Origin of the sequence: Maribellus maritimus, from assembly GCF_022267315.1 — a bacterium.
Taxonomy (GTDB): Bacteria; Bacteroidota; Bacteroidia; order Bacteroidales; family Prolixibacteraceae; genus Draconibacterium; species Draconibacterium maritimum.
In genome coordinates, this window is sequence record NZ_JAIKLE010000001.1 from 373,613 (window position 1) to 398,474 (window position 24,862).

Consider the following 24,862-nt stretch of genomic DNA (forward strand, 5'->3'; position numbering starts at 1 on the left):
AATAAGATGATATATATAAGTTGCTTCACCATGTCAGAAAGTGAAATTATACGTTATTGAAGGAACAGGTATTCCAATCACTGCCAGTTTAAACAAAGAATACGACTTATAATCTGTTCCGCCATCAGCAATGGTTTTCCTGTAATAAACAGAATATGGATTTTTTCTTCCGTATAAATTATAAACAGAAAGCGTCCAACTTCCTTTCCACATTCTTCTTCTCCGCAGATTTTCATCAAAAGTTACGGAAATATCAAACCTGTGATATGGTGGCATACGGTATTTATTTCTATCCGAATAATATATCAACGTTTCACCGGCATACTGGTAGGTAACTTCAGGCAAAGTAACCGGACGGCCCGAAATAAACACAAAATTCCCGGAAACACGCCATCTGCGACTTATATTATAGTTAGCAACAATTGATAAATCGTGTGGTTTGTCGTAAATCGACGGATAATACTTTCCCTTATTGATCTGTTCGTCGTCAAACTCACCGTTTGTTTTTCGCATGGTTCGGGAAAATGTGTAGTTCATCCAGCCTGTTAAACGACCATATGGTTTTCTGAGCGATAGCTCGACACCGTAAGAATAACCATCTGAAGGAATTAAATCGGTTTCAAGATGTTTATTCATAATAATTTGCGCACCGTTTTTATATTCAATCAAATTATGAAGTTGCTTGTAGTACAACTCCGAAGAAAAAGAATACTCATTGAATATATTCTCTTTTTGAACTCCTATAGCAATTTGGTCATTCACCAGAGGTTCGAGATCGTAATCACTGGTCTTCCACATTTCTGCGGGTGACATCACAGCATTATTACTTATTTGACTTATGTATTGTTTTGTTCTCTGGTAACTTACTTTATAGGAGTAACCACCATCCGTTTCCCAGTTTAAGGCTAACCTAGGTTCAATACCTCCATATCTTTTTACAATTTCATTTTTATCAAAAACAAGTGAATCAACAACAGTGGATGCACTTTTTGCCTGATTCTCATCGTATAAAAAAACAGTCTTCTCACCCAAAAGTGCAAACAAACTGTATCTCATACCAATATTTACAGTTAATCCAGGGAAAATGTCAAACTCATCACTCAAAAAAAGCGCTCCCTCAAATGCATTTTCTCTGTCAAGTTCATCACTATTTATGATCGTATTTTCAGCTACAGGAGTAATCTTGCCCGGATCATTCAAATAATTAATGGCATTAAAACCAGCCTGAATATTATGTTGCGGATGCGGGTGCCAGATAAGGTTATATTTTGCTGAGCCATATTGAATCTGGTTGTCGAGATAATAAGCCTCAAATTCCTTCCCATTTGCAAAATCTGTCAATCGAAATTTATATCGACTAAAAGATAAGTTGAACTCAGCATTTAATTCCTCGCCGTATTTATTATGTGATTCAAAATTTAATAAGGCATTCCCGTAATCATTTATAGATTGAGCACTGGTACTAAACTCATCATTACTTGCATAACCAAAAATATTTAGCCAGTTATTTTTATCAAATTTATAGGAGATCTTTCCACTTACATCGTAAAAATCAGTTACACTATTGGAAATATCAGCATCAGGAACTTGCTTGAGCACCCAATTAGTGTACGACATTCTGCCCGCGGCAATAAATGTAAGTTTTTTATTTTTTGTAAGTGGCCCTTCAAGTGCGAGTCTTGAGTTAATGACTCCCAACCCTCCGTAGAACTTTATTTTGTCTTCATTCCCGTCCTTCATTTCAATTTCCATAATTGATGAAACACGTTCACCAAAACGCGCCGGTAAACCGCCTTTAAATACTCTCATGTCTTCTACCACATCAGGATTGATAGCAGATATGAATCCGAATAAATGTGAAGTATTAAAAATAGGCGAATTTTCGAGCAAGATAAGGTTCTGATCCGAATTGCCTCCACGCACATTAAATCCAGATGAAAGTTCACCCACCGATTGGATACCGGGGAGCATTACAATACTTTTCATCACGTCTCTCTCTCCCATTAATAAAGGAAGGTTTTTTATATCTTTTGCACTCATCTGGACCATACTCATTTGGGTACGTGATGTGTTGAACTCATCAGCCACAACCAAAATCTCTCCAATACTGTGCGATTCTTCAAAAAGCTCAAATTCAACCTCTCCGGGTTCAATTAAGTTGATTTGTTTTTCGTAGCCCTGAAATCCCATAAATGAAATACTTAGATAATGTTCTCCCGTTGGCAGTTCAAACTTAAATGATCCGCCACTACCTGTTGTTGCACCTTTATCAAGTTTCGAATTGTAAATAACCGCTCCGGGAAGTGGTTCTCCTGTTTTCCCATCGATTACCTTACCTGTAATTAAAGCTTTTTTGTAACGTCCTTTGTTTATCGGATTTCCTATTACCAAAGTTTGGTTGACACCTTCTAAATTGGATCTAGTATCTAATCTCCGTGGAAAAACAACAATGGAATTATCCTGAAAAACTTCATAAGTTAACTCATGACTCACAAAAATACTGTTCAAGGCGCGCGACAATGGATTATTATTGAATGAAATATTTACAGAATATTTGTCAACCCAGGCCCTTTTATAATAGACTTGTACACCATACTGTTCTTCAAGTGCATCAAAAAAAGAAGAAAGGGGTACATCTTGGAAATTACCGCTAATTTGAATTTCATCAATGCTTTGAGCATATCCTTCCCGGGAAATTAAACAGGCTAATATTGCCCACAAAATAAATAATGTATAAATGTGTTTTGGTTTCAACCTGGTTCTGATTAGTTTAAGTTATTTTAATTTAGGTCAACAAACAATTCTATTCGTGATATTTTGGGCTGTGTGTTATAAAAAAATTTAATGTTTTTTGTAAAGATTACAATTTAAATTCAAAAAACCCTACTCTTCGAATTATATTCTAAAACATAATGCTTATTTTTTTTCAAACAAATGCTCCAATAAACTAATTACAAATGAATGCTATTCCGTGCATAAAAATTAAACCCAAAATTAACATTTACACACAATTTTAGCTCAGCTTTTGATTCCGTCATTTTTTTTTCCAATATTTAAATACTTCAAAATACTGTTTACAGGCTGTTTAATTTGATCAAAATGAAAAAAATTCTGTTTGCAATTTTTATGTTTTCCTGCATTTCGCTATTTGCACGTGCACAGGAAACAATGGAATATTTCCTTCCAAAAGATGTTGTCTATGATAAGAATATTCCTACGCCCGAGGAATTTTTTGGACAAAAAATCGGAGAATGGCATTTAAATTACGAACAAATTTTAAGCTATTTCCATGAGATAAATCGTTTATCAGGAAGGGCAATTATTCAGGAATATGCCCGGTCGTATGAGAACCGACCTTTAGTTCATATGATTTTTACTTCGCAGGAGAATCAAAAAAAACTTGAGGAGTTAAAAAATCTCCATAATTCATTTTCGGAAGTCAATTCAAATTTAAATGCCGATGATGTTCCACTGGTTGTAACACTGGGATATGGCGTCCATGGGAATGAATCGAGTGCAACCAACTCTTCGGTGCTAACAATTTACTATTTGGCTGCTGCAAACAGCGATAAAATTGACCGGCTTTTAAACCATACGATAATTTTAGTTGATCCGTGTTTAAATCCGGACGGATTTACAAGACACAGCACCTGGGCCAATATGCATCAGAGTTACGTTCCGGTGGGTAAATCAGAGTCGAGGCAGTTTAATGAAGTATGGCCGGGGGGGAGAACCAATCATTACTGGTTCGATTTAAACCGCGACTATCTTTTACAGGTTCATCCCGAAAGTCGTGGACGGGTTGCTAAGTTTTATGAATGGAAACCCAATATTGTTACCGACCATCATGAAATGGGAGCCAACAGTACTTTTTTCTTTCAACCGGGTGTACCAAGCCGGAATAACCCGTTAACACCTGAAAAAAATTATGAACTCACGCACGAAATTGCCGGTTACCATGCTCAGTTTCTGGATAAAATTGGTTCACCTTATTTTTCGGAAGAACAATATGACGACTATTACTTTGGGAAAGGTTCTTCGTATCCCGATGTAAACGGAAGCGTAGGTATCCTGTTCGAGCAAGCTGGTTTTAGAGGAAGAACAAGAAATACCATAAACGGAAAAAAAACACTTGCATTTGCCATTCGAAACCAGTTTACGGTTACACTTTCGACACTGGAAGCAGCTTTAAACCTGAAAAATGAACTGCTCCGTTTCCAAAAAGAATGTAATGTGGAAGCTTTCGGTCTGGCAGGAAAAGACGCTGTAAAAGCTTATTTGTTTGGTGATGAAAACGATCAAATGAAAACACAATTGTTTATCGACCTGTTGAACCGACACCAAATAAAAGTTTATACAAATCAAAAGGATATTATTAAAGAAGGAGTCCTGTTTAAAGCGAATCAGTCTTTTGTTGTTCCGGTAAAACAAATTCAATACCGGCTTTTAAAGTCGATTTTTGGAAAGGCGACTACTTTTACCGATAGCACATTCTACGATGTTTCCACATGGACTTTCCCTTTTGCATACGATATTCCTTATGCAGAGATCACTGCACTAAAAGATATTCAACAATCGTCTGCAGAAATCTATTCCGAAACCCCAGAGGGAAAAATTGTTGGAGGAAAAAGCAATCTGGCTTATCTTTTCCGTTGGAACGACTTTTACACACCGGAAGCTTTGTATACAATTCAAAAAGCAGGGCTTATTACCAAGGTTGCCACCAAAAGTTTCACCTTTGACATTGAAGGGAAAAAGGAAAATTTTACTTATGGAACGATTCTGATTCCGGTAAGTGGTCAGCGATTGGATGAAAACCAGATCTACAGCCTCGTAACAAGAGTTGCAAAAAAAACAGGCGTCGATTTTTACGGAATGGACACCGGACTCTCGCCGGAAGGAATTGATTTGGGAAGTGGTAATTTTGATGTATTAAAACGCCCCGAAGTTTTAATGCTTGTTGCCGGAAGCACAAGAAGCAGTGATGCCGGGGAAATATGGCACATGTTTGATCAACGGTTTAAAATTCCAATTTGTTTGACTGAAACCGGAGATTTACGTTCAGTAAATTTAAGCCAGTATACAACATTGATTATGCCTGGTGGTTCGTACTATGAACTTGGCAATTCTGATGTTCAAAAAATAAAATCGTGGGTGCAGGATGGCGGAACTTTAATCGCTTATAAAAATGCGGTTTCCTGGGCAAGCAAAAACGAAATAGGAAAAACCAAATTCAAAAACAACATTGAAAATGATACCACCCTGAACTTTTCGTATGCCGACCGTTCAAAAGAATATAACATTCACTCGATAAGCGGAATAATTTTGAATACAGAAATGGATATCACGCACCCGCTTTGTTACGGATATACAAGAAACAACCTGGCATTTTTTAAAACCGGTGCTTCTGTTGCTGAAACTCTGGATAAAAAATACACAGAACCGGTAAAATATACTTCCGAACCTTATGTGAGCGGTTATGTTTCAGAAAAAAATATTGAACGAATAAAAAATGCACCGGTGGTTTCAGTTCAATCAGTTGGTCGCGGGAATCTGATTAGTTTTTATGAAAACATGACCTTCCGTGGATTCTGGCTTGGAACCAATAAAATGTTTATGAACGGAGTATTCTTTGGAGATATTATTCAGTAGAAGTGCGCTTAATCCGTTGCTTTGTAAATGCCTTCAGTATAAACAAATTAATTAAGGAAGGTATTTTATTTTCCTTATTTTAAAGGCAGCCATTTAAGACCTGAATTTTCTTTGCATAAAACAAAAGGTTTTTCATGATAAGTTAGCTTTAAGCGCTTCACTCCATTAGACAAAGTTTCAATTTCGGTTAACCAGGCCTTTTTATTAAAAATAATTTGTGGTTTGTTATTAACAAGTTAATCATAAAAATATCACCGATGAATAATTTTTGTAGCGCAACCAAACAATAAAAAAAATTAAAACTCATAATAAAGCCCGGTGTAAACACCAATACGATAAGGACGAAAGCTCACATCAGGATTTTGATTAATGGAATTCAGATAGTAGTTAAAACGAGGTTCCACAGCCAAAGAGATATTTTTGTTTAACGCATAATTTAAGCCCACTCCCACAGTTCCGGATATGTTTACAGATGAAATATCTTTGGTTTTACCAATGTTCTCGTTGCCGTACTGATTTTCCATATAAACTTTGTTTCCGGCAATAATTCCGGCATTTACACCCCCCAGCAGTTCAACACCAAATTTTGCGTCGACCAATGAATAACGCAAATACAAAGGAATTTCAATAAAATCAAAAACTTGTGAAAATTCTCCTTCAGTCAACAGTGTATTGGGACTTGCGGGACTTGGACTAAATTCATCTCCGTCAAGTTCAGAACCAACCTCTGTACCTGCCGGAGCAGAAGAGAACTGAATTGTTCCCGCGGTACTATTCATTTCAATCTGACCATTGGACAAATTTACTGCCGTATTAAAATATGATTTTCTCTCTCCCCCCAATGGTGCGTAATCTGCTGCGTACATCAACGAATTGGAATTAAACGCCTCCGAATTTGTCGATCGCTGCCCGTTTTGTGAATAATACACACCGCTTTCAACGCTCCATTTTTTCCCGGCTTTCATCTGTACCGAAATACCACCCGTGACATTTGCATTTCCGTTTTGACCGGAATAAGTCATTGAATTAGAGTAATTTTCGGAATAGTTCGAATTTTGAGAAGAGTAGCCCGGCGACACCTGAAGCCCCAGTTTCCATTTTGATTCCTCTCCGCCGGATTCATTCAGATTCCTGATATTTTCAGCAATCAGAACTTCATCAGCTTCACTTATTCTATTTACCGGAATTGATTTTTCTTTTAGCTTTAAATTTCTGTCTTCACTCGTTTTAAACAGTGTTTCAATTTTATCCAGCAAATCAAGATGAGCAACTTCTTTTGTCTCTGATTCAGATGATTCTTCTCCTGACAGTTTTTGATGAATTTTGGCATCGGCTATAAAATCTGCAGTTTCTTCTTTTGGAACAATCGATTCATGATCGGTTTCTTTTTCAATATGCTTTGTCTGGCTTTTACTTTCTGTTCCAGCTATGTTATTCTCATTAAACGCATTGGGGTCTATTTTCCCACTGTCACTGTTTGATTTGGCATTTTCGTTTTGAATATTCCTATTTGTATTTTGTATTTCATTTTGTGTTACGACAGGAGTAATCTGTCCCGACTTCTCATTAAAATACCATCCTGCCATAAACGCCAGTAACACTACTGCTGCTGCAGCAATTCGACTAAAAAACACAATCCTGTGTTTTCGCTTTTGCGCCTGCAACTGCCCCTGGATATTGTCCCAGACATGCAACGGCGGTTGCTGCGAAAACCTTTCCAGTTTCTCGCGAATGGCCTTATCCATATTTTGTTCCTCCATATTCATGCAGAGTAATTTTCATTTGTTCCAACAACTCTGTAAAGCTCGGTCACTTTACGTTTTAAAATATCCCGTGCGCGTGCGAGGTTCGACTTCGAGGTTCCAACTGTAATTTGCATTTCTTCACTTATCTGCTGATGACTCAGACCTTCCATTACGAAGAGGTTAAACACCATCCTGTATCGTGGCGGAAGCTGGTGAATAAGTTCTATCAACTCCTTTGCTGAAATCTTATCTAAAATATCTTCAGAAATATGCTGACTGTCATAAATTGAAACATCTTCAACCGGATGCAACATGTTTTGTTTCCTGTACTTTTCCAATGACACATTCACCATTATCCTCCGTATCCAACCTTCCAAAGAACCTTCATGTCTGAATCCTTTAATATTTGTAAAGACCTTAAAAAATCCATCCTGTAAGTTATCCTCAGCTTCTGTAGCGTCTTTCGCATAGCGAAGACAAACGCCGTACATTTTCGGAGCAAACATTTTGTACAATTTCTCCTGTGCACGCACATCACCGGAAGCACAAGCTTCAACTATATTTTTAAGGTCTTCCAAATCAGGTTACATAAATTCCGTTCAAAATTAAGGAATATTCCTTTAACCAATCCCGAACGTCTATCCTCAATTTTATACTACAAACGATAAAAACTACACGAAAACATTATCCAGACGAAATAACAAAATAAAAGGTTGCGTTTTCCCACTAAACAAATTCACGCAACCTTTTTCTGTGTTCACTCATCTTTGGAACATCAATTGCAGGAGAACAACAGAAAATAAAACAAAAGCTATGAAACTTAAATTCATTTTCTCACTCGTACTGGCTTCTTTTTTTGTCTTTGGCTGCGATTTGGCAAATTCAAACGACGAAATTGATGAAATAAAACTCACTGAAAAAACGGCTCAATTACTAGAGGCCGAGAATAATTTTGGTTTTGAACTCTTCCAGAACATCTATGCCTTTGAAACCCAATCCGACAATATTATGGTGTCGCCATTAAGTGTGAGCCTGGCATTGGCAATGACATACAACGGAGCCAACGGAGAAACAAAAACGGCGATGGAAAAAACATTAAAAGTATACGGGTTAACATCTGAAGCAATCAACACATCGTACCAAACATTGATTGACGGATTAAAATCGCTGGATAAAAAAGTACTTCTTGAAATCGCAAATGCAATATATTACCGTGAAGGTTTTGATGTGGAGCAGGATTTTATCTCGACGAACAAAGAATATTACAACGCTGATGTAGAGGCACAGGACTTTAGTTCGCCCAGCGCTTTGGAAACCATCAATGGATGGGTTGCCGAAAAAACACATGATAAAATTGACAAGATTTTAGATGAAATTTCACCAGAACAAGCGATGTTTCTTATTAATGCCATTTATTTTAAAGGAATGTGGGCTTCGGAATTTGACAAAGATAAAACAACGAAAGATCCTTTTTATCTGGATAACGGGTCTACTATTCAAACTGATTTTATGAATCAAACCCAAACCGTTGAGATGGCATCCAACAATTTGTTTAGCGCTATTCAACTCCCCTATGGAAAAGGAAAATACAACATGCTTGTTTTTCTTCCTGAAACAGATAAAACACTTCAGGATATTGTAGACAAACTGGATAAAGACAATTGGGAAACATGGATGCAAAGTTTTGCAGAGACGGAAGACGTCATAATAAGTCTTCCAAAATTTAAATACAAATACGAAATAAAATTAAACGATGTTTTGTCGGAAATGGGAATGGGAGTTGCATTTACCGACGCCGCTGATTTTACAGGAATGAACAAAAACGGGCAGCTAAAAATCGACTTTGTAAAACACAAGACTTTTATTGAGGTAAACGAGGAAGGAACGGAAGCTGCCGCCGTCACTTCAGTTGGAATTGAGACAACCTCAATGCCATTATATGTAGAATTTAATGCCAATCGCCCGTTTTTTTACGCCATTACTGAAAAAGATACCAAAGCAATCCTTTTTATGGGAACTGTAAAAAAACCACAAATAAATTAATACCAGGCAAATGAAAAAAACAACAGCTTTTTTAACCATCGTCGTTCTTTTTACTTTCTTTTCCTGTCAAAAAGAAGAGATAGATGCTTCAAAAAATGAATACCAGGAAATTCAAATCGACGAAAAGTCTGCACAAATAATAGAAGCTGATAATACATTTGGTTTCGAGTTATTTCAACATGTTTATACGTCGGAAACCGAATACGAAAATATCATGATTTCGCCATTAAGTGTTTCACTTGCTTTGGCAATGACGTATAACGGAGCCAAGGGGGAAACAAAAACAGCCATGGAAGAAACCCTGAAATTACATGGTCTGACACCTGAAGAAATCAATACGTCTTATCAGACTTTGCTAGCGGCTTTAAAATCGCTGGACAGCAAAGTTCTTCTCGAAATTGCAAATGCCATTTATTATCGCAATAACTTTCCGGTGGAACAAGACTTTATAAATACCAACGAAAATTATTACGATGCGGAGGTAAGTGCGCTCGACTTTACGGCCACCGGTGTTGTGGATATTATAAATAACTGGGTAGCAGATAAAACAAAGAATAAAATTAAAAGCATTGTAGATGAAATAAAAGAAAATCAGATAATGTTTCTTTTAAATGCTATTTACTTTAAAGGAATTTGGGAATCAGAATTTGATAAGAAAAATACAGAAAAAAAAGATTTTTATTTGGAAGACGGCACTACAATCCAAACCGATTTCATGCAGCAAACCAATTCAGTTTTTTATACATCAAACGAGCTGTTTGAAGCGATTCAACTGCCATACGGACAAGGAAACTTTAATATGTATGTTTTCTTACCTCAAACTGACAAAACCCTGCAGGACCTTGCCGAAAATATGAATAAGGGAAACTGGGATTTATGGAGGGAAAGCTTTACCGAAACAAATGCGGATATTGAATTCCCTAAATTCAAATATGAATACGAAATAAAACTAAACGATGTGTTATCTGAAATGGGAATGGAGATTGCATTTTCGCCTGATTACGCTGATTTCAAGGGAATCAACAGTGGCGGAGGATTATACATCGACTTCGTAAAACACAAATCTTTTATTGAAGTAAACGAAGAAGGAACGGAAGCCGCCGCAGTTACGGCGGTTGCTATTGCATACAGGACTACAGGTACAGGAAATAGCACAATTCCGTTTTATGCAAACAAGCCATTTTTGTTTGCCATTACAGAAAAAAGTACCGGCGCTGTCTTATTTATGGGAACAGTAAAAAATCCTGTATATGAATAATTTATCAGGATGACAAAATAAAGCATCTCGTTTATGCGTTAATTATTCAACAGAAACAAAATGCCATGAAACAATTATTAATCACATTAATATTTGCTGTTTTTTTGTTTGCAAGTTGCCAGCAGGATGATGAAGTAATGCTGATGGAAACCGGCACAGTGGTAGATTATGCGGGTGCCGCAAGTTGTGGCGTTGTAATTGAGCTTGACAATGGTAACCGTATTCAACCGCTTTATTTCCCCGATGGTTTTACTTTTACTCAGGGGCAACGTGTTTTGGTTGAATACAAAGAATTGCCAAATATTATCCCAACTTGCGACCGGGGAACTGCCAGCGACATTTCATATGTGGAAGAGTTAAATTGTGCCCCATATATAAACTTAAACTTTAACAACTATGACAGCCTTGCACGCGATCCGGTTTTTATTCATGAAGCTTTTGTTGATGGCGATTGTTTGCAGATAAAACTATCGTACAGTGGAGGGTGTCAGGAACATACGATAGATCTCGCACGTATGCACCCCTGGGTAACTGGTTCATCCAATATACCTACTTTGGAAATCAGGCACAACGCCAATGGAGACATGTGTGAAGCACTATTTACCAAAGAACTTCGGTTCGATTTAACACCGCTTAAACAAGAAGGTAAAACGGAATTTGTTCTTACAGCCAAATTAGCTGACGGGGAAGATTACTCAGAAATTTTTGATTTGAATTAATTAATAACCATCACCCGTATTTTTTATTTTTTGATACCAGGTTAGTCTTTAAGGTTGTCCGAATTTTTCGGGCAGCCTTTTTTCATTTCGAAAAAGTATATTTACATAAAAAATAAATGGCTGTAAAGGATATATTACTACTGGGAGATCCAAAACTTTACGAAGAATCAGCCCCTGTAAAAAAAACAGAACTCAATGAATTACTACCGCATTTTAATCTCATGTTTGAAACTGTACTTGATTTCCAAAAAAAATACGGTGCAGGACGCGGCATTGCCGCACCTCAAATTGGTCTCTTAAAACGAATTATTTGTTTAAACATTGATAAACCTGTTGCAATCATAAATCCTGAACTTAAAAACCCAAGCAACGAGATGATTGAGTTATGGGACGATTGTATGAGCTTTCCCAATCTGTGCGTAAAAGTAAAACGACACAAAAAACTCACACTTTCATTTTACGACTTAAACTGGGAAAAACAAACATGGCAGTTGGAAGACGACATGGCGGAACTTATACAACATGAATTTGATCATTTGGATGGCATTCTTGCAGTGCAACGTGCTGTTGACAACAAATCTTTCCGATGGAAACCCTCGAATTAACCGCCTGTTTTTATAAACTCATTTAAAACTTCCTGTGAATATGTCTTTGAAACCGGAATAACTAATTCTGATGGCGCATCAATTTCAAGCTTTAACCCCTCTTTTTCTTTGCGGATAAGTTTTACTTTTTCAAAATTTACAATAAACGAACGGTGACAGCGAATAAATGAATATTCAGAAAGATATTCTCCAAGATTTTTCAAGCTGTTACGAAGAAGATAATGTGATATTTTCTGTTTATTCAAAAAATAGATGGTTACATAATTATCAGCGGCCTCAAGATAGAGAATATCTGAAGGCAACATCGAAAACCGCATAACCTCCTTTTCGTCGTAGAAAGGGAGAAGTTTGGTTGCTTTTACATTGATATCCTCTTTCAATTGCTCAAGGCTCTCCAGCTTTTTTGATTTGTCCTGCCAGGAAAAATATAAGGTGAGTATCATATATGGCAAAATAACAACCAGGGCAGTTATCTGAAGCGAAACAACAAAATCATCGACAATATCGCTCTTTTCGTGAAGAAAAAATACTTTTAGCAATGTGTAAACAAATGCCATTATAACAATTTCTGTCAGTTCCCAGCTTCCGTACTGTAAATAATTTAATTTATGCTTCTTATTTATCCGAAACATTAAGATGCGACTGATTACCATAACTAAAATCCCGGTTAAGATTAAACCGCTGGAATATAAAAACAGTTCCAATTTGGTAACATTGTACCAGGTATTTACTCCAAACGGCGCATAAATATTTATGAATACCAAAGCAAAAGCAGCCGTAAAAAGAATTCGGTTGACAATGTTTTTTCTAAAAATCAGAAATTCGGGTATCTTTTTTTCCCAGATAAGCATAGTCCAGATTTTTTTCAAAAATAAACTTTAAATAAAGAAATCGCATCAGAATCGTAGAATCTAATCGCAAACTTTCACCCCTAAATAAATAATCTCCCCCCTAAATCAACAATTCTGTCCCAGATTTCAGGAAGCAATCCCATTCTTTTGCAACACAGAAAAAACCCAGCTAATTTCATTCCCCAAAATTGGAAGAACATGAATTACACACACTTACACCAGCAACTCACAACACTTTTCTCCCTTAACAAGGATTTTATCAAAGTTCCTGATTCTGATGTTTGTATCCGAAATCTTGATTTTTATTCTTCCTTCCAAACATCATTGTTAAAAAATGGCATTTTCCAAAATCAATTTGGTGTTGAAGATTCAAAAATTGAAGAAAACTGGCATTTTAAATACCCTGTATTCACTCCTTCCGACAAAAAAAATAACCGGGCTATTATTTTATTACATGGATTAAATGAACGCGACTGGAGTAAGTACCTGTCCTGGGCAACTTATTTGGCAGAACAAACCGCCCGGACCATCATTCTTTTCCCCCTGGCATTTCATATGAACCGCGGGAAAAAAGAATGGAGCGACCCGCGGGTAATGAATGTGCTGGTTAGCTCAAGAAAAAATATGTATCAAAATATTATTCAGTCTTCTTTTGCGAATGCTGCTTTAAGCGACCGTTTATCCGAAGATCCTATGCGCTTTTACCGTGGTGGACTACAAAGCGCCCATGATTTGATTCAGCTTCTAAATCAAATCAAAAACGGCAATTATCCTTTGCTTGAAAAAGATACGCAAATCAATTTCTTCGGATATTCAATTGGCGCATTCCTCACCCAAATAATGTTTATGGCTAATCCTGGAAATCTTTTAAAAAAATCGAAGGCTGTTTTGTTTTGCGGCGGAACTACTTTTGATAATATGAGCGGAACTTCGAAACTTATCATGGACAACCTTGCTTATCGCAATTTAAATGATTTCTACCTCCACACCTTTGAACGAAAATCTGATACAGAAACAAAAAAAAATCTATCAGCTCCCTTACATTCTGTCGTAAAATCGTTCAAAGCTATGATTCCGATTCCGTCATTTTCAAAGTTAAAAGAAAAGGGGCTTTCAAGATTATCAAAAAAAATAACTGCCATTGGATTATTAAAGGATCAGGTAATTCCGGCAAAACACATCAATAACACATTAAAAAGTGGTCATAAAAAATTTCACTTTCAACTTCATACAATTGATTTTCCGTACCAGTATTCACACGAAAATCCATTCCCGGTTTACAACTCTGAAAAGTCGGCATTGGTAGATAAAAGTTTTGAAATGGTTTTTGCAAATGTTTCGGGGTTATTAAAATAAAAAAGCTGCCCAAACCGGACAGCTTAACTCTTATATCATCTTTTTTTAGAAAATACTGTAAGAAAGTCCCGCCGCAAATGTAAGCGTAGTTTTACCTAGTGTTTCCTCGTAGCTACCTAAATCAGGGTCGGTGAAGGAGACAGTCTGGTCTTTATAAAATGTATCGGAGAAACCGGCATCAAATACCAGTTTGTCCGTAATTTTCCACATAAAACCCAAACCAATGGTAGAGGAAGGATTACTGTAACTAAAGTCGCTTTGGTAGCTGTCTGCCACCCCCATATCTCCAACAAGTCCGCCAACACTTACTGCAAATTTTTCACTCAGATTAAACTGAAGTCCCAGGCCAAGTTCATATCCATTCTTATCAATTTCGCGTTTAACCATCGTTCCGCCTGCCAGATATCTTGTGTTGTATCCCCAATCAACACCTTTGTTAAAATAACCAGTATATGAAAATTGAGCTTCCAACCAGTTTACCGGTTTATAGCCAATTCCTATTCCAAGAATAGCCGGAATATCGTTCCTTGTTTCATCTCCATCGGGGAATAATCCAAGATCGTCAACTTCCGTATCGTTAGTAAGTTTAAGGATGGTTTTCATCTCATATTTTACCGCAACATCCAGGTTTTCGGTTGGTGAAATATGTATCCCAAGCATTGGTGTAAAACCAGCACCTGTTTGTTCTGTTTTAACTTCTTTGTCTCCTAATTGCTCTGCAGTTCCATTCAAAGTAGCTGAAGTTGTCTGCAGTGTTGTTGCTTGTCCCTGAAATTGAGGACTTGCTTGTACATAGGCACCATTTATTTGATTTAACGTCATTATGTCGACCTGCTCTTGTGGTAACCCCATCAACCCTAAACCAGCTTCAATTCCGGCCCTCATTTCTGTAGTTATTTGACCTGCTCCTTCTAATTGACTAAGCGTATATTCACCAGCAGCAGCCAAGTAAGGTGATAGTGTCTGAGGCATATCAGCCAGCATTTGCATTTGGTCTCCTAACCCTCCAACTGTTGAAGCAGTTCCTGAAAGCCAGGCAGGAGCTGCATAATTTTGTCCGCCAACCTGCAACTGAATATTTTTGATAGTACCTTCATATTTATTTTTCGAGGGCATATATCTAACGCCACCATAAACGGAAAGAATATCGTTTATTTTATATGTTGCGCCAAATTGAATCCCCCAAAAAATAGAACTGCCGTTAAACGACAAATCAGCACTATATCCAGTTACATCCAACGCAGGGTCTATTTGAGTTAAGCCAGCAAGTCCGGGAACAACTTTGGTTATTGGTATTTCAAACGAAGGTAACCCTCTGTCAAAATCGGCAGAACCACCACCTGCATTTGGACCAAATCCCAGCGAGAATGCCCAGTTTTCTTTTTTGTAAACCGCATACGCATTAGGAAAAACAGGTACAGCTACTTCTCCTACATAGTGCCCATCGTTTAGCAAAGGGAATTTACTGTCAACCGTTTTATCCTGAAAAATAGTTTGGCTGTAAAAGGCAAAATGCCAACCATCTTCCAACTTTATTAAACCCGCAGGATTAAAATAAACCGCATCAATATCGGTTGATGCATTTCTCGACATCATGCGAATGAACTGGGCACTTTGGTTAGTATTTGTTAATATACCACCGGCAAAAGTTACCTGAATCAGCATAAAAAATGCTGCGAATAGCGTTAGTTTTTTCATTCGTTTAAAATTTATTAAGTGTGTTAATTAAATTCAATTTTCTCTTGAAATCGATAAATGAGATATTCATTCAGTGTGTAGCTGTTTATTTAACGGAAGCAAATTTATAATTAAATCTTTACCCGCAAAACATTCTTTCTGATTTTCAATTAATTACAGAATTTTCGACCAATTCAATCGCTTCGTCGAATACCGTAAAATAAAAAACCCGGAAGAAAACTCCCGGGTTCAAGTCTTATGTTAATATTGTTATAAATGTATCACTTCATCATAAGCAGCAGCTGCAGCTTCCATTATCGCTTCACTCATTGTCGGATGCGGATGGATTGACTTAATCAATTCGTGACCAGTAATTTCCAATTTTTTGGCTACTACCATTTCTGCAATCATTTCGGTAACATTCCCTCCAATCATGTGTGCCCCTAAAAGTTCACCATACTTAGCATCAAATATTAATTTCACAAAGCCATCTTTTTGGCCGGCAGCGCTTGCTTTTCCACTCGCCGAATAAGGAAATTTTCCTACTTTAATTTCGTAACCTGCATCTTTTGCTTTGGCTTCAGTCATTCCTACCGATGATACCTCAGGGCTTGTATATGTACATCCCGGGATATTACCATAATCAACCGGTTTCGGATTCAGACCGGCAATTTTTTCTACGCAAACAATTCCTTCTGCCGATGCAACATGCGCTAAAGCGGGTCCTGCCAGAATATCGCCAATGGCATAAACTCCTTCAATATTTGTGCGATAAAAATCATCAACTTTTACACGCCCCTTATCGGTTTCCACGCCTAATTCTTCCAAACCAATTCCTTCTGTATTTGGAGTAATTCCCACGGCAGAAAGAACAACATCGGCTTCAACAACCTCTTCTCCTTTTTTAGTTTTAACAGTAACCTTACATTTCTTACCTGAAGTATCCACTTTTTCAACCGAAGAAGAAGTCAGCACCTTCATTTTCATTTTTTTGAAAGACCGCTCCAACTGTTTGGCAACTTCCTCGTCTTCGTTCGGAACCAAAGTTGGCATAAACTCAACCAGAGTCACCTGGGTTCCTATTGATTGATAAAAATATGCGAACTCACTACCAATGGCTCCGGAGCCAACCACAACCATGCTTTCAGGTTGTTTATCTAAAACCAGCGCTTTGCGGTAACCAATAATCTTCTCTCCGTCCTGCGTTAAATTTGGTAATTCACGCGAGCGGGCTCCAGTGGCTATAATAATATGTTTTGCTGTGTATGAATTTTTCTTACCCGAATCATCGGTAACTTCAACAGTATTTTTTGCAGTTAACTTACCAAAGCCCAGCAACTGTTCAATTTTATTCTTCTTTAAAAGGAACTGAACTCCTTTGCTCATTCCATCAGCAACTCCACGGCTGCGTTTTACCATCGCAGCGAGGTCGGGTTTTACATCACCTTTTATTGAAACTCCGTAATCTGAAGCATGCTTGGCATATTCAAAGGCTTGCGCACTTTTAAGTAATGATTTGGTTGGAATACATCCCCAGTTTAAACAAATACCACCAATATTTTCTTTTTCAACAACGGCAACTTTTAATCCAAGCTGCGATGCTCGAATGGCAGCAACATATCCACCAGGACCACTTCCAACAACAATTACATCGTAATTCATTATGTCTGTTTTTTTTGATTATTGACTTTAAGTTATTATAACATTTCTAATTTTGAAAGGTTCTACAAATTTAACGCATTTGAAGCTTTTAACCATACTGTAGTGTATGGTTCTATTCAGAATTAGTCTGCTTACCGAAAACAATTTCAACATATTAGAAAAATAATACGAAATTTCCTAAAATATATTTTTGAGTTGATCGTCTCAAAAAGCAGAAGACAATTAAACAATGGTGAAAACAGAACATGTTGAACAAACTTTCCGCAAACAAAATAAAAGTTTGCTGAATTATATCCGTCAACATTTGCCCCTGGAACAAGCGGAAGATGTTTTGCAGGATGTTTTCATCCAATTTTTTAGTAGCTACGAACACATTCGGTCTGTTGAAAATATTTCCTCGTGGTTGTACAAAACAGCCATCAACCGTGTTATCGATTTAAAACGAAAAAAAAAGCCGGATTTGTTCAGCGATAAAGAAATAAAAAACTCTGCAAGCGATGATGAGGTTTTACATCTCGAAGATATTCTGCCAACACTAAACGACGGTCCGGAAGAAGACTTATTTCGTAAAATAATCTGGGAAGAAATTGAAGAAGCCCTTGATGAATTGCCAGAGGAACAGCGGGAAGTCTTCGTTCTCCATGAATTCGAAAACCGTTCGTTCCGGGAAATAAGCCGGATTTCAGGAGAGAAAGTAAATACACTCATTTCGCGAAAAAGATACGCAGTAGTCTATTTACGCGAAAAATTAAAAGGATTATATCAACAATTAAAACAATAAAGTCATGAAAAAAGTAAGGTATATTACAGGCGCAATATTTTTTGGAACCGCATTTTTTGTACTGGCCATATTTGTCACAATGTGGCTTTGGAACTGGTTAATGCCTGCCCTGTTCAGCCTGGGAGCGATTACCTTTTGGCAGGCCGCCGGCATACTTATTTTATCAAAAATTCTGTTTTCAGGTGGTTGCCATGGACGTAGCTGGCATTCAGACCGTAAGAAAAAATACTGGCACAGCCGTTTGAATGAAAAATGGAAAAAAATTCCGGATGAAAAAAAAGAAAAAATTATTCAAAGAATGAAAGAAAAAGGTTTTCACAATGATGAAGAAACAGAAAAACAGTAAAGAAAAAAAGAGAGTTTTCAACTCTCTTTTTGATTCTCGTTATGTATTTTTAATAGTTCGCCTGCGGCAACAAAAGAACTCATTTGGCTATTTAAAACACTGGACTCCATTTCTTCAATTTTTCCCTTGATGAAAGGATTCTGATAAAAATCTCTTTTCAATTGTTCCTGAATGGTTTCATGCATCCAGAAAATTGCCTGCTGATTTCGTTTACGGGAGAAATATCCATTTTCTGCCGTTTGTTTTTTATGTTCTTCAATTTTATCCCAAACATCCGTTATTCCTTTTTTCGTTGCGGCTGAACAAGTTAAAACCTGTGGTCGCCATTCCGATTCTTTGGCAGGGAACAAATGAAGAGCATTCTCATACTGTCGTTTTGCCATCTTAGCTTTATCCACATTATGACCATCAGCTTTATTAATAGCAATTAAATCAGCCATTTCCATAATTCCGCGTTTTATGCCTTGTAATTCATCACCTGCACCGGCAAGCATAAGTAAAAGAAAAAAATCGGTCATCGAATGCACAGCAGTTTCGCTTTGCCCTACTCCTACTGTTTCTATAAAAATATGGGAAAACCCAGCAGCTTCACAAAGCACAATAGTTTCTCGGGTTTTTCGGGCAACACCTCCCAGCGAACCTGCTGAGGGGCTAGGACGGATGTATGCATTTTTATCGCCAGACAAATCTTCCATCCGGGTTTTATCTCCAAGAATACTTCCCTTCGAACGTTCGCTGCTCGGATCAATTGCCAGCACGGCAAGCTTATTTCCCTGTCCCGTTAAATATTTTCCAAGAGCTTCAATAAACGTACTTTTCCCAACCCCGGGAACTCCGGTTATTCCAATTCGTAATGAATTCCCACTGTGCGGCAAACATTTTTCAATAATCTGTTGAGCTATTTTCTGGTGTTCGGGCTTTGCGCTTTCAACCAAAGTAACCGCCCGGCTCAAGAGTGTGATGTCTCCTTTTAAAATACCGTTAACATATTCATCAACCGACAGTAGTTTCCGTTTTTTTGTAAGAAAACGTTGCACCGATTCATTGTTTACAATTTCGGGTTGCGGAATTCCTTTATTTACTTTAAGCCCCTTATATTCAGAACTATTCTCAACATGTTCCAGTGAATTATCTTCCATTCTTTTTCTCCAATTTTATGCAAAAATACGACTATTCAATTAAAGTGACCAATAAAAAAATGCCGCAGGCAATAACCTGCGACACTCTTTGTCATGACTAATAAATAAACGTTTTTTTAACTTTCAGTAGTTGTAACAACATTGCTCGAAATGCGCAGTGTTGTTGTTGGATTTTTCGGGTCGTTTGTGATAACCGTTATGGATTTACTCTGACGACCACGTTTCCCGCGTGAATCAAAAGTAACTTTAATGGGTGCGGTTTCGCCAGCTGCAATAACCTTTTTAGCCGGAGCAACGGCTGTACATCCGCAAGAAGAACGTACATTACGAATTATCAAATCTGATTTTCCCTCATTTTTTAAAGTAAACGTATGTTCTTTTTTCTCCCCTTGGGTCATTTCACCAAAGTCAAAAGCTTTTTCCGGATAATTTGCTACTGGCGCGTTTGCCAGTTGTTCAGATGTAAGGTTCGAAAAATCTTCTTCGATAGTTGCACTAATCCCGATTGAACTTTTATAATCGTTACTTCCATCAAGCGAAAGATAAATACGATGCGATGCAAAACCAAAAGTATTTACTTTTTCAGCATCGTAAGTAACTAAAAGCTTCCCTGTTTCATGTGCAGGGATGGTTTCTGGCTCAACTTTAGCTGTCAAATGTCCGGGAACGCTCCGGAATCCAACCTTAACCGGACTATCAGTATCATTGACCAACTCCAGTTCTTTTGTTTCTATATCTTTTTCTTTCATTCTGGAAAAAGAAATATGGTTGGTTTTCACCCTTAAAGCACCTACTTTCCTGGGATACAGTTCTGCCAACGTCTTTTCCCTTTGCTGAGCACTCCCCGTTATCCTTAATACTACAGTAGAATTTTCAGCATTTGACTGAACTGTAACTGATTTATTAAACGAGCCCGGGCGATTTTTAGGATCATAACTCACGATAATTTCCCCTTCACCTCCTGGTGCAACCGGCTCTTTTGTCCACCTGGGAGTAGTACAACCACAAGACGCTCTTACATTGTTTAAAACAAGTGGAGTTTCTCCCCGATTGGTAAATTTAAAAGAAGTTTTTTGAACACCTTCAGCTTCTTTAAAGTTTCCAAAATCGTGTTCAAGTTCATCAAAAACAATTTTAGCTTTTCCCTGGGCAAATGCATTAGTTACAGCAATTACCAAAGCAAAAACGGTAATCATTTGTAAAATTCGTTTCATAATATGCTTTTTAAAATGTGTTGGTTTTATATTTTATACCTTTACCATCCAGTTTAATAAACAAATGTATAAAGCATTATTGTAAACTGTGTTAACCAAGGCCAATATTTTGTTAATGAACTGTTAACAAACAGTTTCAAACAAAAATTTGTTTAGTTTAGAGGCAAATCAACTTACTCGATGAAAGGCAAAACCTTAAAATATATCATTTTTCTGGCCTTAGTTTCTATCACTGGTGTCCTGTCTATCCAATTTTTTCTTTTAAGAAATTCATACAAATACAGTGAAAAACAATTTACCGAGAGTACCGCCGTAGCCTTAAAAGAGGTGGCCTGGCAATTGTTACAGGAAACAGGGAACACAGCAAATTTCGATAGTATTACCCCGGTTGAGATTGTTGCTGACAACATGTACAGAGTATATATTCAGGTTTTCGACAGGGAACTATTAAAACAACAACTTATTGAAGAACTGAAAAAACATGAAATATATACCAATTTTGAATTTGCCGTTTTTAATCCCGAAACGGAACAAATGGGCGAAGGAACACTCATCACCTCAGATCTGGATGAAAAACAAACTTATTTTACCTTTCCGCTGAGTGAACGATGCACCGATTACTTTAGTGTTCATTTCCCTAATCGCACATCATATTTTAATTCTCGGTTATCTGTTTGGTACTTTTTTACAGCATTACTGATGCTGGTTGTTTTCTTTTTCGGATATACGCTGTGGGTAATTATCAAACAACGCCAACTTTCCGAAATTCAAAAAAACTTTATTAATAATCTCACACACGAACTAAAAACGCCGATTTCATCGATTGGCTTGTCGGCAAAAGTCATCAACAATAAAAAAATTCTGGAAACACCTCAGCGTTTGTTCGAATACACCAAAATAATCCAGGAACAAAACAACCGTTTATCCAAAAATGTAGAGAATGTGCTCAATCTGGCTTCGATTGAAAAAAACCGGATTCACCTGGACAAAGAAGATATTCATCTTTCGTCGTTTTTAAGCGAAACCATCGAACACTTTAAACAGTCTGATTTTGGTCAAAAAGCAAACATCAATACAAAACTAAATGGCTTTAATGCAGTTATTTATGCAGACAAATTTCATTTCTCCAATTTAGTTATTAATATACTTGAAAATGCTGTAAAATATTGCGAACAGAAACCGGAAATCGACATTGAACTGAAAAAAATTAAAGGTAAGTATGAACTCGAAATAATTGATAACGGCATTGGGATTCCAAAAGAACATCGGAAAAAAATATTTAAAAAATTCTACAGAGTACCAACCGGAAATGTTCATAATGTAAAAGGATTTGGCTTGGGGCTTGATTATGTTTATAAAATCGTTAATGCACAGGGTTGGAAAATAAGAGTGGAGGAAAATCCAAAAGGAGGAAGTATATTTACACTCACAATACAAAATACAAAATGAACAAACCTGTTTATACAATATTACTTGTTGAAGACGACGATGCTTTACGTTTTATTGTAAAAGACAATCTTGAACAAAATAACTACAATGTTTTAGTTGCTGAAGATGGTGAGAAGGCCATTCAACTTTTTAGCAAGAATAATTTCGATTTGATAATTTTAGACGTCATGCTCCCAAAAGTTGATGGATTTCAGGTAGCCAAAAAAATCAGGGAACAAAACGAGCATGTACCCATCATTTTTCTAACGGCACGGTCGATGACTGAAGATAAAATTGCGGGGCTTACGATTGGTGGCGATGACTATATTCCGAAACCCTTTAGCATGGAAGAACTGCTGTTAAAAATTAAAATTTTTTTAAAACGCAGCCAAACTGTTCCAATCGGGGAAGAATTCCAAACAAAAAACATAAAAATCGGAAATTTTATCTTTCAACCTGATGAATTATCGCTTTCCATTAACGGAGATGTGCGCAGCCTCACACTTAAAGAAGCCGAACTGGTAAAATATTTTGCTGAAAACGCCAACAAAGTTTTAGGCCGAAATGACATTTTGGAAAATGTGTGGGGCTCGAATGACTATTTTCTCGGACGAAGCCTCGACGTTTTTATATCGCGGTTACGTAAATATTTCAAAGCGGATCCCAGCATAAAAATTACCAATCTTCATGGTATTGGCTTTCGGTTTTCGGTAAAAAACGAAGGATAAAAAAATACAAGAATGAGTTTGTACCAATTAATACTATTGGTCATTATCGGTCTGCTGTCCGGCATGCTTGCCGGAGTTTTTGGTGTTGGCGGTGCAATTATTGTTATTCCGGCATTAGTTTTTATTATGGGACTTACCCAACACCAAGCGCAGGGCACAAGCCTTGCATTTATGATTCCGCCAATTGGGATACTTGCGGCCTGGAACTACTGGAAAGCAGATTATGTAAACTGGAAATTTGCATTGATTCTTTCGCTTACCTTTGTGGTAGGAGCCTATTGGGGATCCAAATTCTCAGTAAATATACCAGATAAAATACTCCGGAAGATTTTTTGAATTTTATTACTTTTTGTAGCTGTAAAAATGATTATTTCAAAATAATTGGGCTGATTGACAAATTATTCCAATAAAAAGCTTTTTGTTTTTGGAAGAAATAAAAAAACAGCTATTTTTGCAGTCCGAAAATTTTAATGGGTAAACGCGAAAAAATAAATAGAAATGAAAAGAACATTTCAACCATCGAATAGAAAAAGAAAAAACAAGCACGGTTTTAGAGAAAGAATGTCAACCGCAAACGGAAGAAAAGTTTTAAAATCACGTCGTGCAAAAGGAAGAAAAAAATTGACCGTTTCAGACGAACCAAGGCATAAAAGATAATTTATACCTCAATTAGTTTTAGCGGGAAGGTAAGGAATACAAATTCTTTACCTTTTTGTGTTTATAGGTATTCATTTTTACAATTAAAAACTACCCCCGGAATCTTTAAAATTTAAGAAATTCATTTCAAACACTTTCAGCATACTAATTTTGGATTATTTTTGTTTTCTAATTGACCGATATTTTAAAATATGAGTTTGAAAAAATTTCTTTTAAGCCGCACATTTCTGATACAGATAATTATTGCTGCCATAATCGTCTCTTCGCTTATTTTTATCACGATGCATGGGCTAAAAATATACACAAAACACGGAGAGTCCTACCCTGTCCCCAATTTTGAGGGAATGAATCAGGATGAAGCTGCTCAGGTTGCTGCAAACCAGAATCTGAAGGTGAAAATAGTTGATTCGGTTTATACAGATGATGTTGCGCCGGGCGAAATTATAGATCAGGTGCCGGAAGCAGGCTTTAGAGTAAAAGAAAGCAGGACTATTTTTTTAACGATTAATTCGACGCAACCGGAACAGGTAATCCTTCCGAAACTTACAGATATTTCTTACAGGCAGGCCCAGGTTTTGATTGAAAACAGCGGCCTTAAAGTCGGAGAGATTTCTTATCAACCATCGGAATATAACGATTTAGTGCTGAGTGTTCTGATCAATTCAGAAAAAGTAAAACCCGGAAAAAAAATATCAAAAGGAACAAACATCGATTTGATTATCGGGCGCACGCAGGGAAACACAGCAACTCCCCTCCCCAACCTAATTGGACTTTCTATTGAAGAAGCCGAAAATACATTGACGCACGCGATGCTAAACATGGGGGTATTAATTTACGACGAAACAGTTATTTCGGAAGAGGACTCAGTAAATGCCAGGGTGTGGAAACAAAGTCCAAATCCCAAAATTGTAGGCAATGTAAATCTCGGATCTTCGGTTGACATTTGGATTACCATAGATGAATTAAAAATTGAAGAGACATCGGAACCTGAATTTTAAAAC

At 37.1% G+C, this 24,862-nt stretch carries 21 protein-coding genes; 13 read left to right on the forward strand and 8 right to left on the reverse strand.

Going from position 1 to position 24,862, the window contains the following annotated elements:
* Nucleotides 1-33: 33 nt before the first annotated feature.
* Nucleotides 34-2,754 (reverse strand): carboxypeptidase-like regulatory domain-containing protein, encoded by a 2,721-nt coding sequence (locus K5G00_RS01540; protein ID WP_238763702.1) that lies wholly within the window; start codon nt 2,752-2,754, stop codon nt 34-36.
* Nucleotides 2,755-3,099: 345 nt separating this feature from the next.
* Between K5G00_RS01540 and K5G00_RS01545 the strand changes: the two genes are divergently transcribed.
* Entirely contained in the window at nt 3,100-5,652 is a 2,553-nt protein-coding gene (locus K5G00_RS01545) for a M14 family zinc carboxypeptidase (RefSeq protein ID WP_238763705.1), read from the forward strand.
* 296 nt (nt 5,653-5,948) lie between these two features.
* Here the strand turns inward: K5G00_RS01545 and K5G00_RS01550 are convergent, their stop codons facing one another.
* Both K5G00_RS01550 and K5G00_RS01555 read right to left on the reverse strand, forming a co-directional pair.
* On the reverse strand, nt 5,949-7,418 hold the full coding sequence (locus K5G00_RS01550; protein ID WP_238763707.1) for an outer membrane beta-barrel protein: 1,470 nt from the start codon (nt 7,416-7,418) through the stop codon (nt 5,949-5,951).
* On the reverse strand, nt 7,415-7,975 hold the full coding sequence (locus K5G00_RS01555; RefSeq protein ID WP_238763709.1) for an RNA polymerase sigma factor: 561 nt from the start codon (nt 7,973-7,975) through the stop codon (nt 7,415-7,417). Before K5G00_RS01555 ends, K5G00_RS01550 begins: the two co-directional genes overlap by 4 nt.
* 235 nt (nt 7,976-8,210) lie before the next feature.
* Here K5G00_RS01555 and K5G00_RS01560 point away from each other — a divergent pair, with 235 nt between their 5' ends.
* The 4 genes from K5G00_RS01560 to K5G00_RS01575 all read left to right on the forward strand — a co-directional run bounded on the left by K5G00_RS01560 (nt 8,211) and on the right by K5G00_RS01575 (nt 12,022).
* On the forward strand, nt 8,211-9,440 hold the full coding sequence (locus K5G00_RS01560) for a serpin family protein (RefSeq protein WP_238763712.1): 1,230 nt from the start codon (nt 8,211-8,213) through the stop codon (nt 9,438-9,440).
* Nucleotides 9,441-9,450: 10 nt separating this feature from the next.
* On the forward strand, nt 9,451-10,698 hold the full coding sequence (locus K5G00_RS01565) for a serpin family protein (protein ID WP_238763714.1): 1,248 nt from the start codon (nt 9,451-9,453) through the stop codon (nt 10,696-10,698).
* A gap of 65 nt (nt 10,699-10,763) precedes the next feature.
* Nucleotides 10,764-11,417: a NigD1/NigD2 family lipoprotein gene (locus tag K5G00_RS01570; protein WP_238763716.1), complete on the forward strand. Its 654-nt coding sequence runs from the start codon at nt 10,764-10,766 to the stop codon at nt 11,415-11,417.
* A 116-nt stretch (nt 11,418-11,533) separates the two neighbouring features.
* Nucleotides 11,534-12,022, forward strand: coding sequence for a peptide deformylase (locus K5G00_RS01575; RefSeq protein WP_238763718.1), 489 nt, complete (start codon nt 11,534-11,536; stop codon nt 12,020-12,022).
* Here the strand turns inward: K5G00_RS01575 and K5G00_RS01580 are convergent.
* Nucleotides 12,019-12,891 (reverse strand): LytR/AlgR family response regulator transcription factor, encoded by an 873-nt coding sequence (locus K5G00_RS01580; protein ID WP_238763720.1) that lies wholly within the window; start codon nt 12,889-12,891, stop codon nt 12,019-12,021. The genes K5G00_RS01575 and K5G00_RS01580 overlap by 4 nt on opposite strands.
* 180 nt (nt 12,892-13,071) lie before the next feature.
* Here K5G00_RS01580 and K5G00_RS01585 point away from each other — a divergent pair, with 180 nt between their 5' ends.
* The gene (locus K5G00_RS01585) at nt 13,072-14,229 is read left to right on the forward strand and encodes a DUF6051 family protein (protein ID WP_238763722.1); all 1,158 of its coding nucleotides are present in this window, start codon (nt 13,072-13,074) and stop codon (nt 14,227-14,229) included.
* 45 nt (nt 14,230-14,274) lie between these two features.
* Here K5G00_RS01585 and K5G00_RS01590 read toward each other — a convergent pair whose 3' ends face one another.
* Together K5G00_RS01590 and lpdA are read right to left on the reverse strand one after the other, a co-directional pair.
* A complete protein-coding gene (locus tag K5G00_RS01590) occupies nt 14,275-15,927 on the reverse strand; it encodes an OmpP1/FadL family transporter (RefSeq protein ID WP_238763724.1) in 1,653 nt (550 codons plus the stop codon).
* A gap of 249 nt (nt 15,928-16,176) precedes the next feature.
* The gene (gene lpdA, locus K5G00_RS01595) at nt 16,177-17,568 is read right to left on the reverse strand and encodes a dihydrolipoyl dehydrogenase (RefSeq protein WP_238763726.1); all 1,392 of its coding nucleotides are present in this window, start codon (nt 17,566-17,568) and stop codon (nt 16,177-16,179) included.
* Nucleotides 17,569-17,797: 229 nt separating this feature from the next.
* Here lpdA and K5G00_RS01600 point away from each other — a divergent pair, with 229 nt between their 5' ends.
* On the forward strand, nt 17,798-18,349 hold the full coding sequence (locus K5G00_RS01600; RefSeq protein WP_238763728.1) for an RNA polymerase sigma factor: 552 nt from the start codon (nt 17,798-17,800) through the stop codon (nt 18,347-18,349).
* A gap of 4 nt (nt 18,350-18,353) precedes the next feature.
* Nucleotides 18,354-18,695 (forward strand): hypothetical protein, encoded by a 342-nt coding sequence (locus K5G00_RS01605; protein ID WP_238763730.1) that lies wholly within the window; start codon nt 18,354-18,356, stop codon nt 18,693-18,695.
* Between the two features lie 17 nt (nt 18,696-18,712).
* On the opposite strand, the gene meaB is transcribed toward K5G00_RS01605, so the two are convergent.
* Both meaB and K5G00_RS01615 read right to left on the reverse strand, forming a co-directional pair.
* Entirely contained in the window at nt 18,713-19,834 is a 1,122-nt protein-coding gene (gene meaB, locus K5G00_RS01610) for a methylmalonyl Co-A mutase-associated GTPase MeaB (RefSeq protein ID WP_238763732.1), read from the reverse strand.
* A 116-nt stretch (nt 19,835-19,950) separates the two neighbouring features.
* Entirely contained in the window at nt 19,951-21,048 is a 1,098-nt protein-coding gene (locus K5G00_RS01615) for a DUF1573 domain-containing protein (protein WP_238763734.1), read from the reverse strand.
* A 180-nt stretch (nt 21,049-21,228) separates the two neighbouring features.
* Here K5G00_RS01615 and K5G00_RS01620 point away from each other — a divergent pair, with 180 nt between their 5' ends.
* The 5 genes from K5G00_RS01620 to K5G00_RS01640 all read left to right on the forward strand — a co-directional run bounded on the left by K5G00_RS01620 (nt 21,229) and on the right by K5G00_RS01640 (nt 24,859).
* Nucleotides 21,229-22,497 carry a sensor histidine kinase gene (locus K5G00_RS01620; RefSeq protein ID WP_238763736.1) on the forward strand — a complete coding sequence of 423 codons (1,269 nt, stop codon included), beginning with the start codon at nt 21,229-21,231 and terminating at the stop codon, nt 22,495-22,497.
* Entirely contained in the window at nt 22,494-23,204 is a 711-nt protein-coding gene (locus tag K5G00_RS01625) for a response regulator transcription factor (protein ID WP_238763738.1), read from the forward strand. Before K5G00_RS01620 ends, K5G00_RS01625 begins: the two co-directional genes overlap by 4 nt.
* A gap of 12 nt (nt 23,205-23,216) precedes the next feature.
* A complete protein-coding gene (locus tag K5G00_RS01630) occupies nt 23,217-23,540 on the forward strand; it encodes a sulfite exporter TauE/SafE family protein (protein ID WP_238763740.1) in 324 nt (107 codons plus the stop codon).
* A 162-nt stretch (nt 23,541-23,702) separates the two neighbouring features.
* Nucleotides 23,703-23,861: a 50S ribosomal protein L34 gene (rpmH, locus tag K5G00_RS01635; RefSeq protein ID WP_158868179.1), complete on the forward strand. Its 159-nt coding sequence runs from the start codon at nt 23,703-23,705 to the stop codon at nt 23,859-23,861.
* Nucleotides 23,862-24,052: 191 nt separating this feature from the next.
* Nucleotides 24,053-24,859, forward strand: coding sequence for a PASTA domain-containing protein (locus K5G00_RS01640; RefSeq protein ID WP_238763742.1), 807 nt, complete (start codon nt 24,053-24,055; stop codon nt 24,857-24,859).
* Nucleotides 24,860-24,862 lie beyond the last annotated feature (3 nt).

What these genes read in the sequence shown, in the direction of transcription:
- K5G00_RS01545 (WP_238763705.1), top strand. Translation starts at nt 3,100, where the DNA reads ATGAAAAAAATTCTGTTTGCAATTTTTATGTTTTCCTGCATTTCGCTA.
- K5G00_RS01550 (WP_238763707.1), bottom strand. Translation starts at nt 7,418, where the DNA reads ATGAATATGGAGGAACAAAATATGGATAAGGCCATTCGCGAGAAACTG.
- K5G00_RS01560 (WP_238763712.1), top strand. Translation starts at nt 8,211, where the DNA reads ATGAAACTTAAATTCATTTTCTCACTCGTACTGGCTTCTTTTTTTGTC.
- K5G00_RS01565 (WP_238763714.1), top strand. Translation starts at nt 9,451, where the DNA reads ATGAAAAAAACAACAGCTTTTTTAACCATCGTCGTTCTTTTTACTTTC.
- K5G00_RS01570 (WP_238763716.1), top strand. Translation starts at nt 10,764, where the DNA reads ATGAAACAATTATTAATCACATTAATATTTGCTGTTTTTTTGTTTGCA.
- K5G00_RS01575 (WP_238763718.1), top strand. Translation starts at nt 11,534, where the DNA reads ATGGCTGTAAAGGATATATTACTACTGGGAGATCCAAAACTTTACGAA.
- K5G00_RS01585 (WP_238763722.1), top strand. Translation starts at nt 13,072, where the DNA reads ATGAATTACACACACTTACACCAGCAACTCACAACACTTTTCTCCCTT.
- K5G00_RS01590 (WP_238763724.1), bottom strand. Translation starts at nt 15,927, where the DNA reads ATGAAAAAACTAACGCTATTCGCAGCATTTTTTATGCTGATTCAGGTA.
- lpdA (WP_238763726.1), bottom strand. Translation starts at nt 17,568, where the DNA reads ATGAATTACGATGTAATTGTTGTTGGAAGTGGTCCTGGTGGATATGTT.
- K5G00_RS01600 (WP_238763728.1), top strand. Translation starts at nt 17,798, where the DNA reads ATGGTGAAAACAGAACATGTTGAACAAACTTTCCGCAAACAAAATAAA.
- K5G00_RS01605 (WP_238763730.1), top strand. Translation starts at nt 18,354, where the DNA reads ATGAAAAAAGTAAGGTATATTACAGGCGCAATATTTTTTGGAACCGCA.
- meaB (WP_238763732.1), bottom strand. Translation starts at nt 19,834, where the DNA reads ATGGAAGATAATTCACTGGAACATGTTGAGAATAGTTCTGAATATAAG.
- K5G00_RS01615 (WP_238763734.1), bottom strand. Translation starts at nt 21,048, where the DNA reads ATGAAACGAATTTTACAAATGATTACCGTTTTTGCTTTGGTAATTGCT.
- K5G00_RS01620 (WP_238763736.1), top strand. Translation starts at nt 21,229, where the DNA reads ATGAAAGGCAAAACCTTAAAATATATCATTTTTCTGGCCTTAGTTTCT.
- K5G00_RS01625 (WP_238763738.1), top strand. Translation starts at nt 22,494, where the DNA reads ATGAACAAACCTGTTTATACAATATTACTTGTTGAAGACGACGATGCT.
- K5G00_RS01630 (WP_238763740.1), top strand. Translation starts at nt 23,217, where the DNA reads ATGAGTTTGTACCAATTAATACTATTGGTCATTATCGGTCTGCTGTCC.
- rpmH (WP_158868179.1), top strand. Translation starts at nt 23,703, where the DNA reads ATGAAAAGAACATTTCAACCATCGAATAGAAAAAGAAAAAACAAGCAC.
- K5G00_RS01640 (WP_238763742.1), top strand. Translation starts at nt 24,053, where the DNA reads ATGAGTTTGAAAAAATTTCTTTTAAGCCGCACATTTCTGATACAGATA.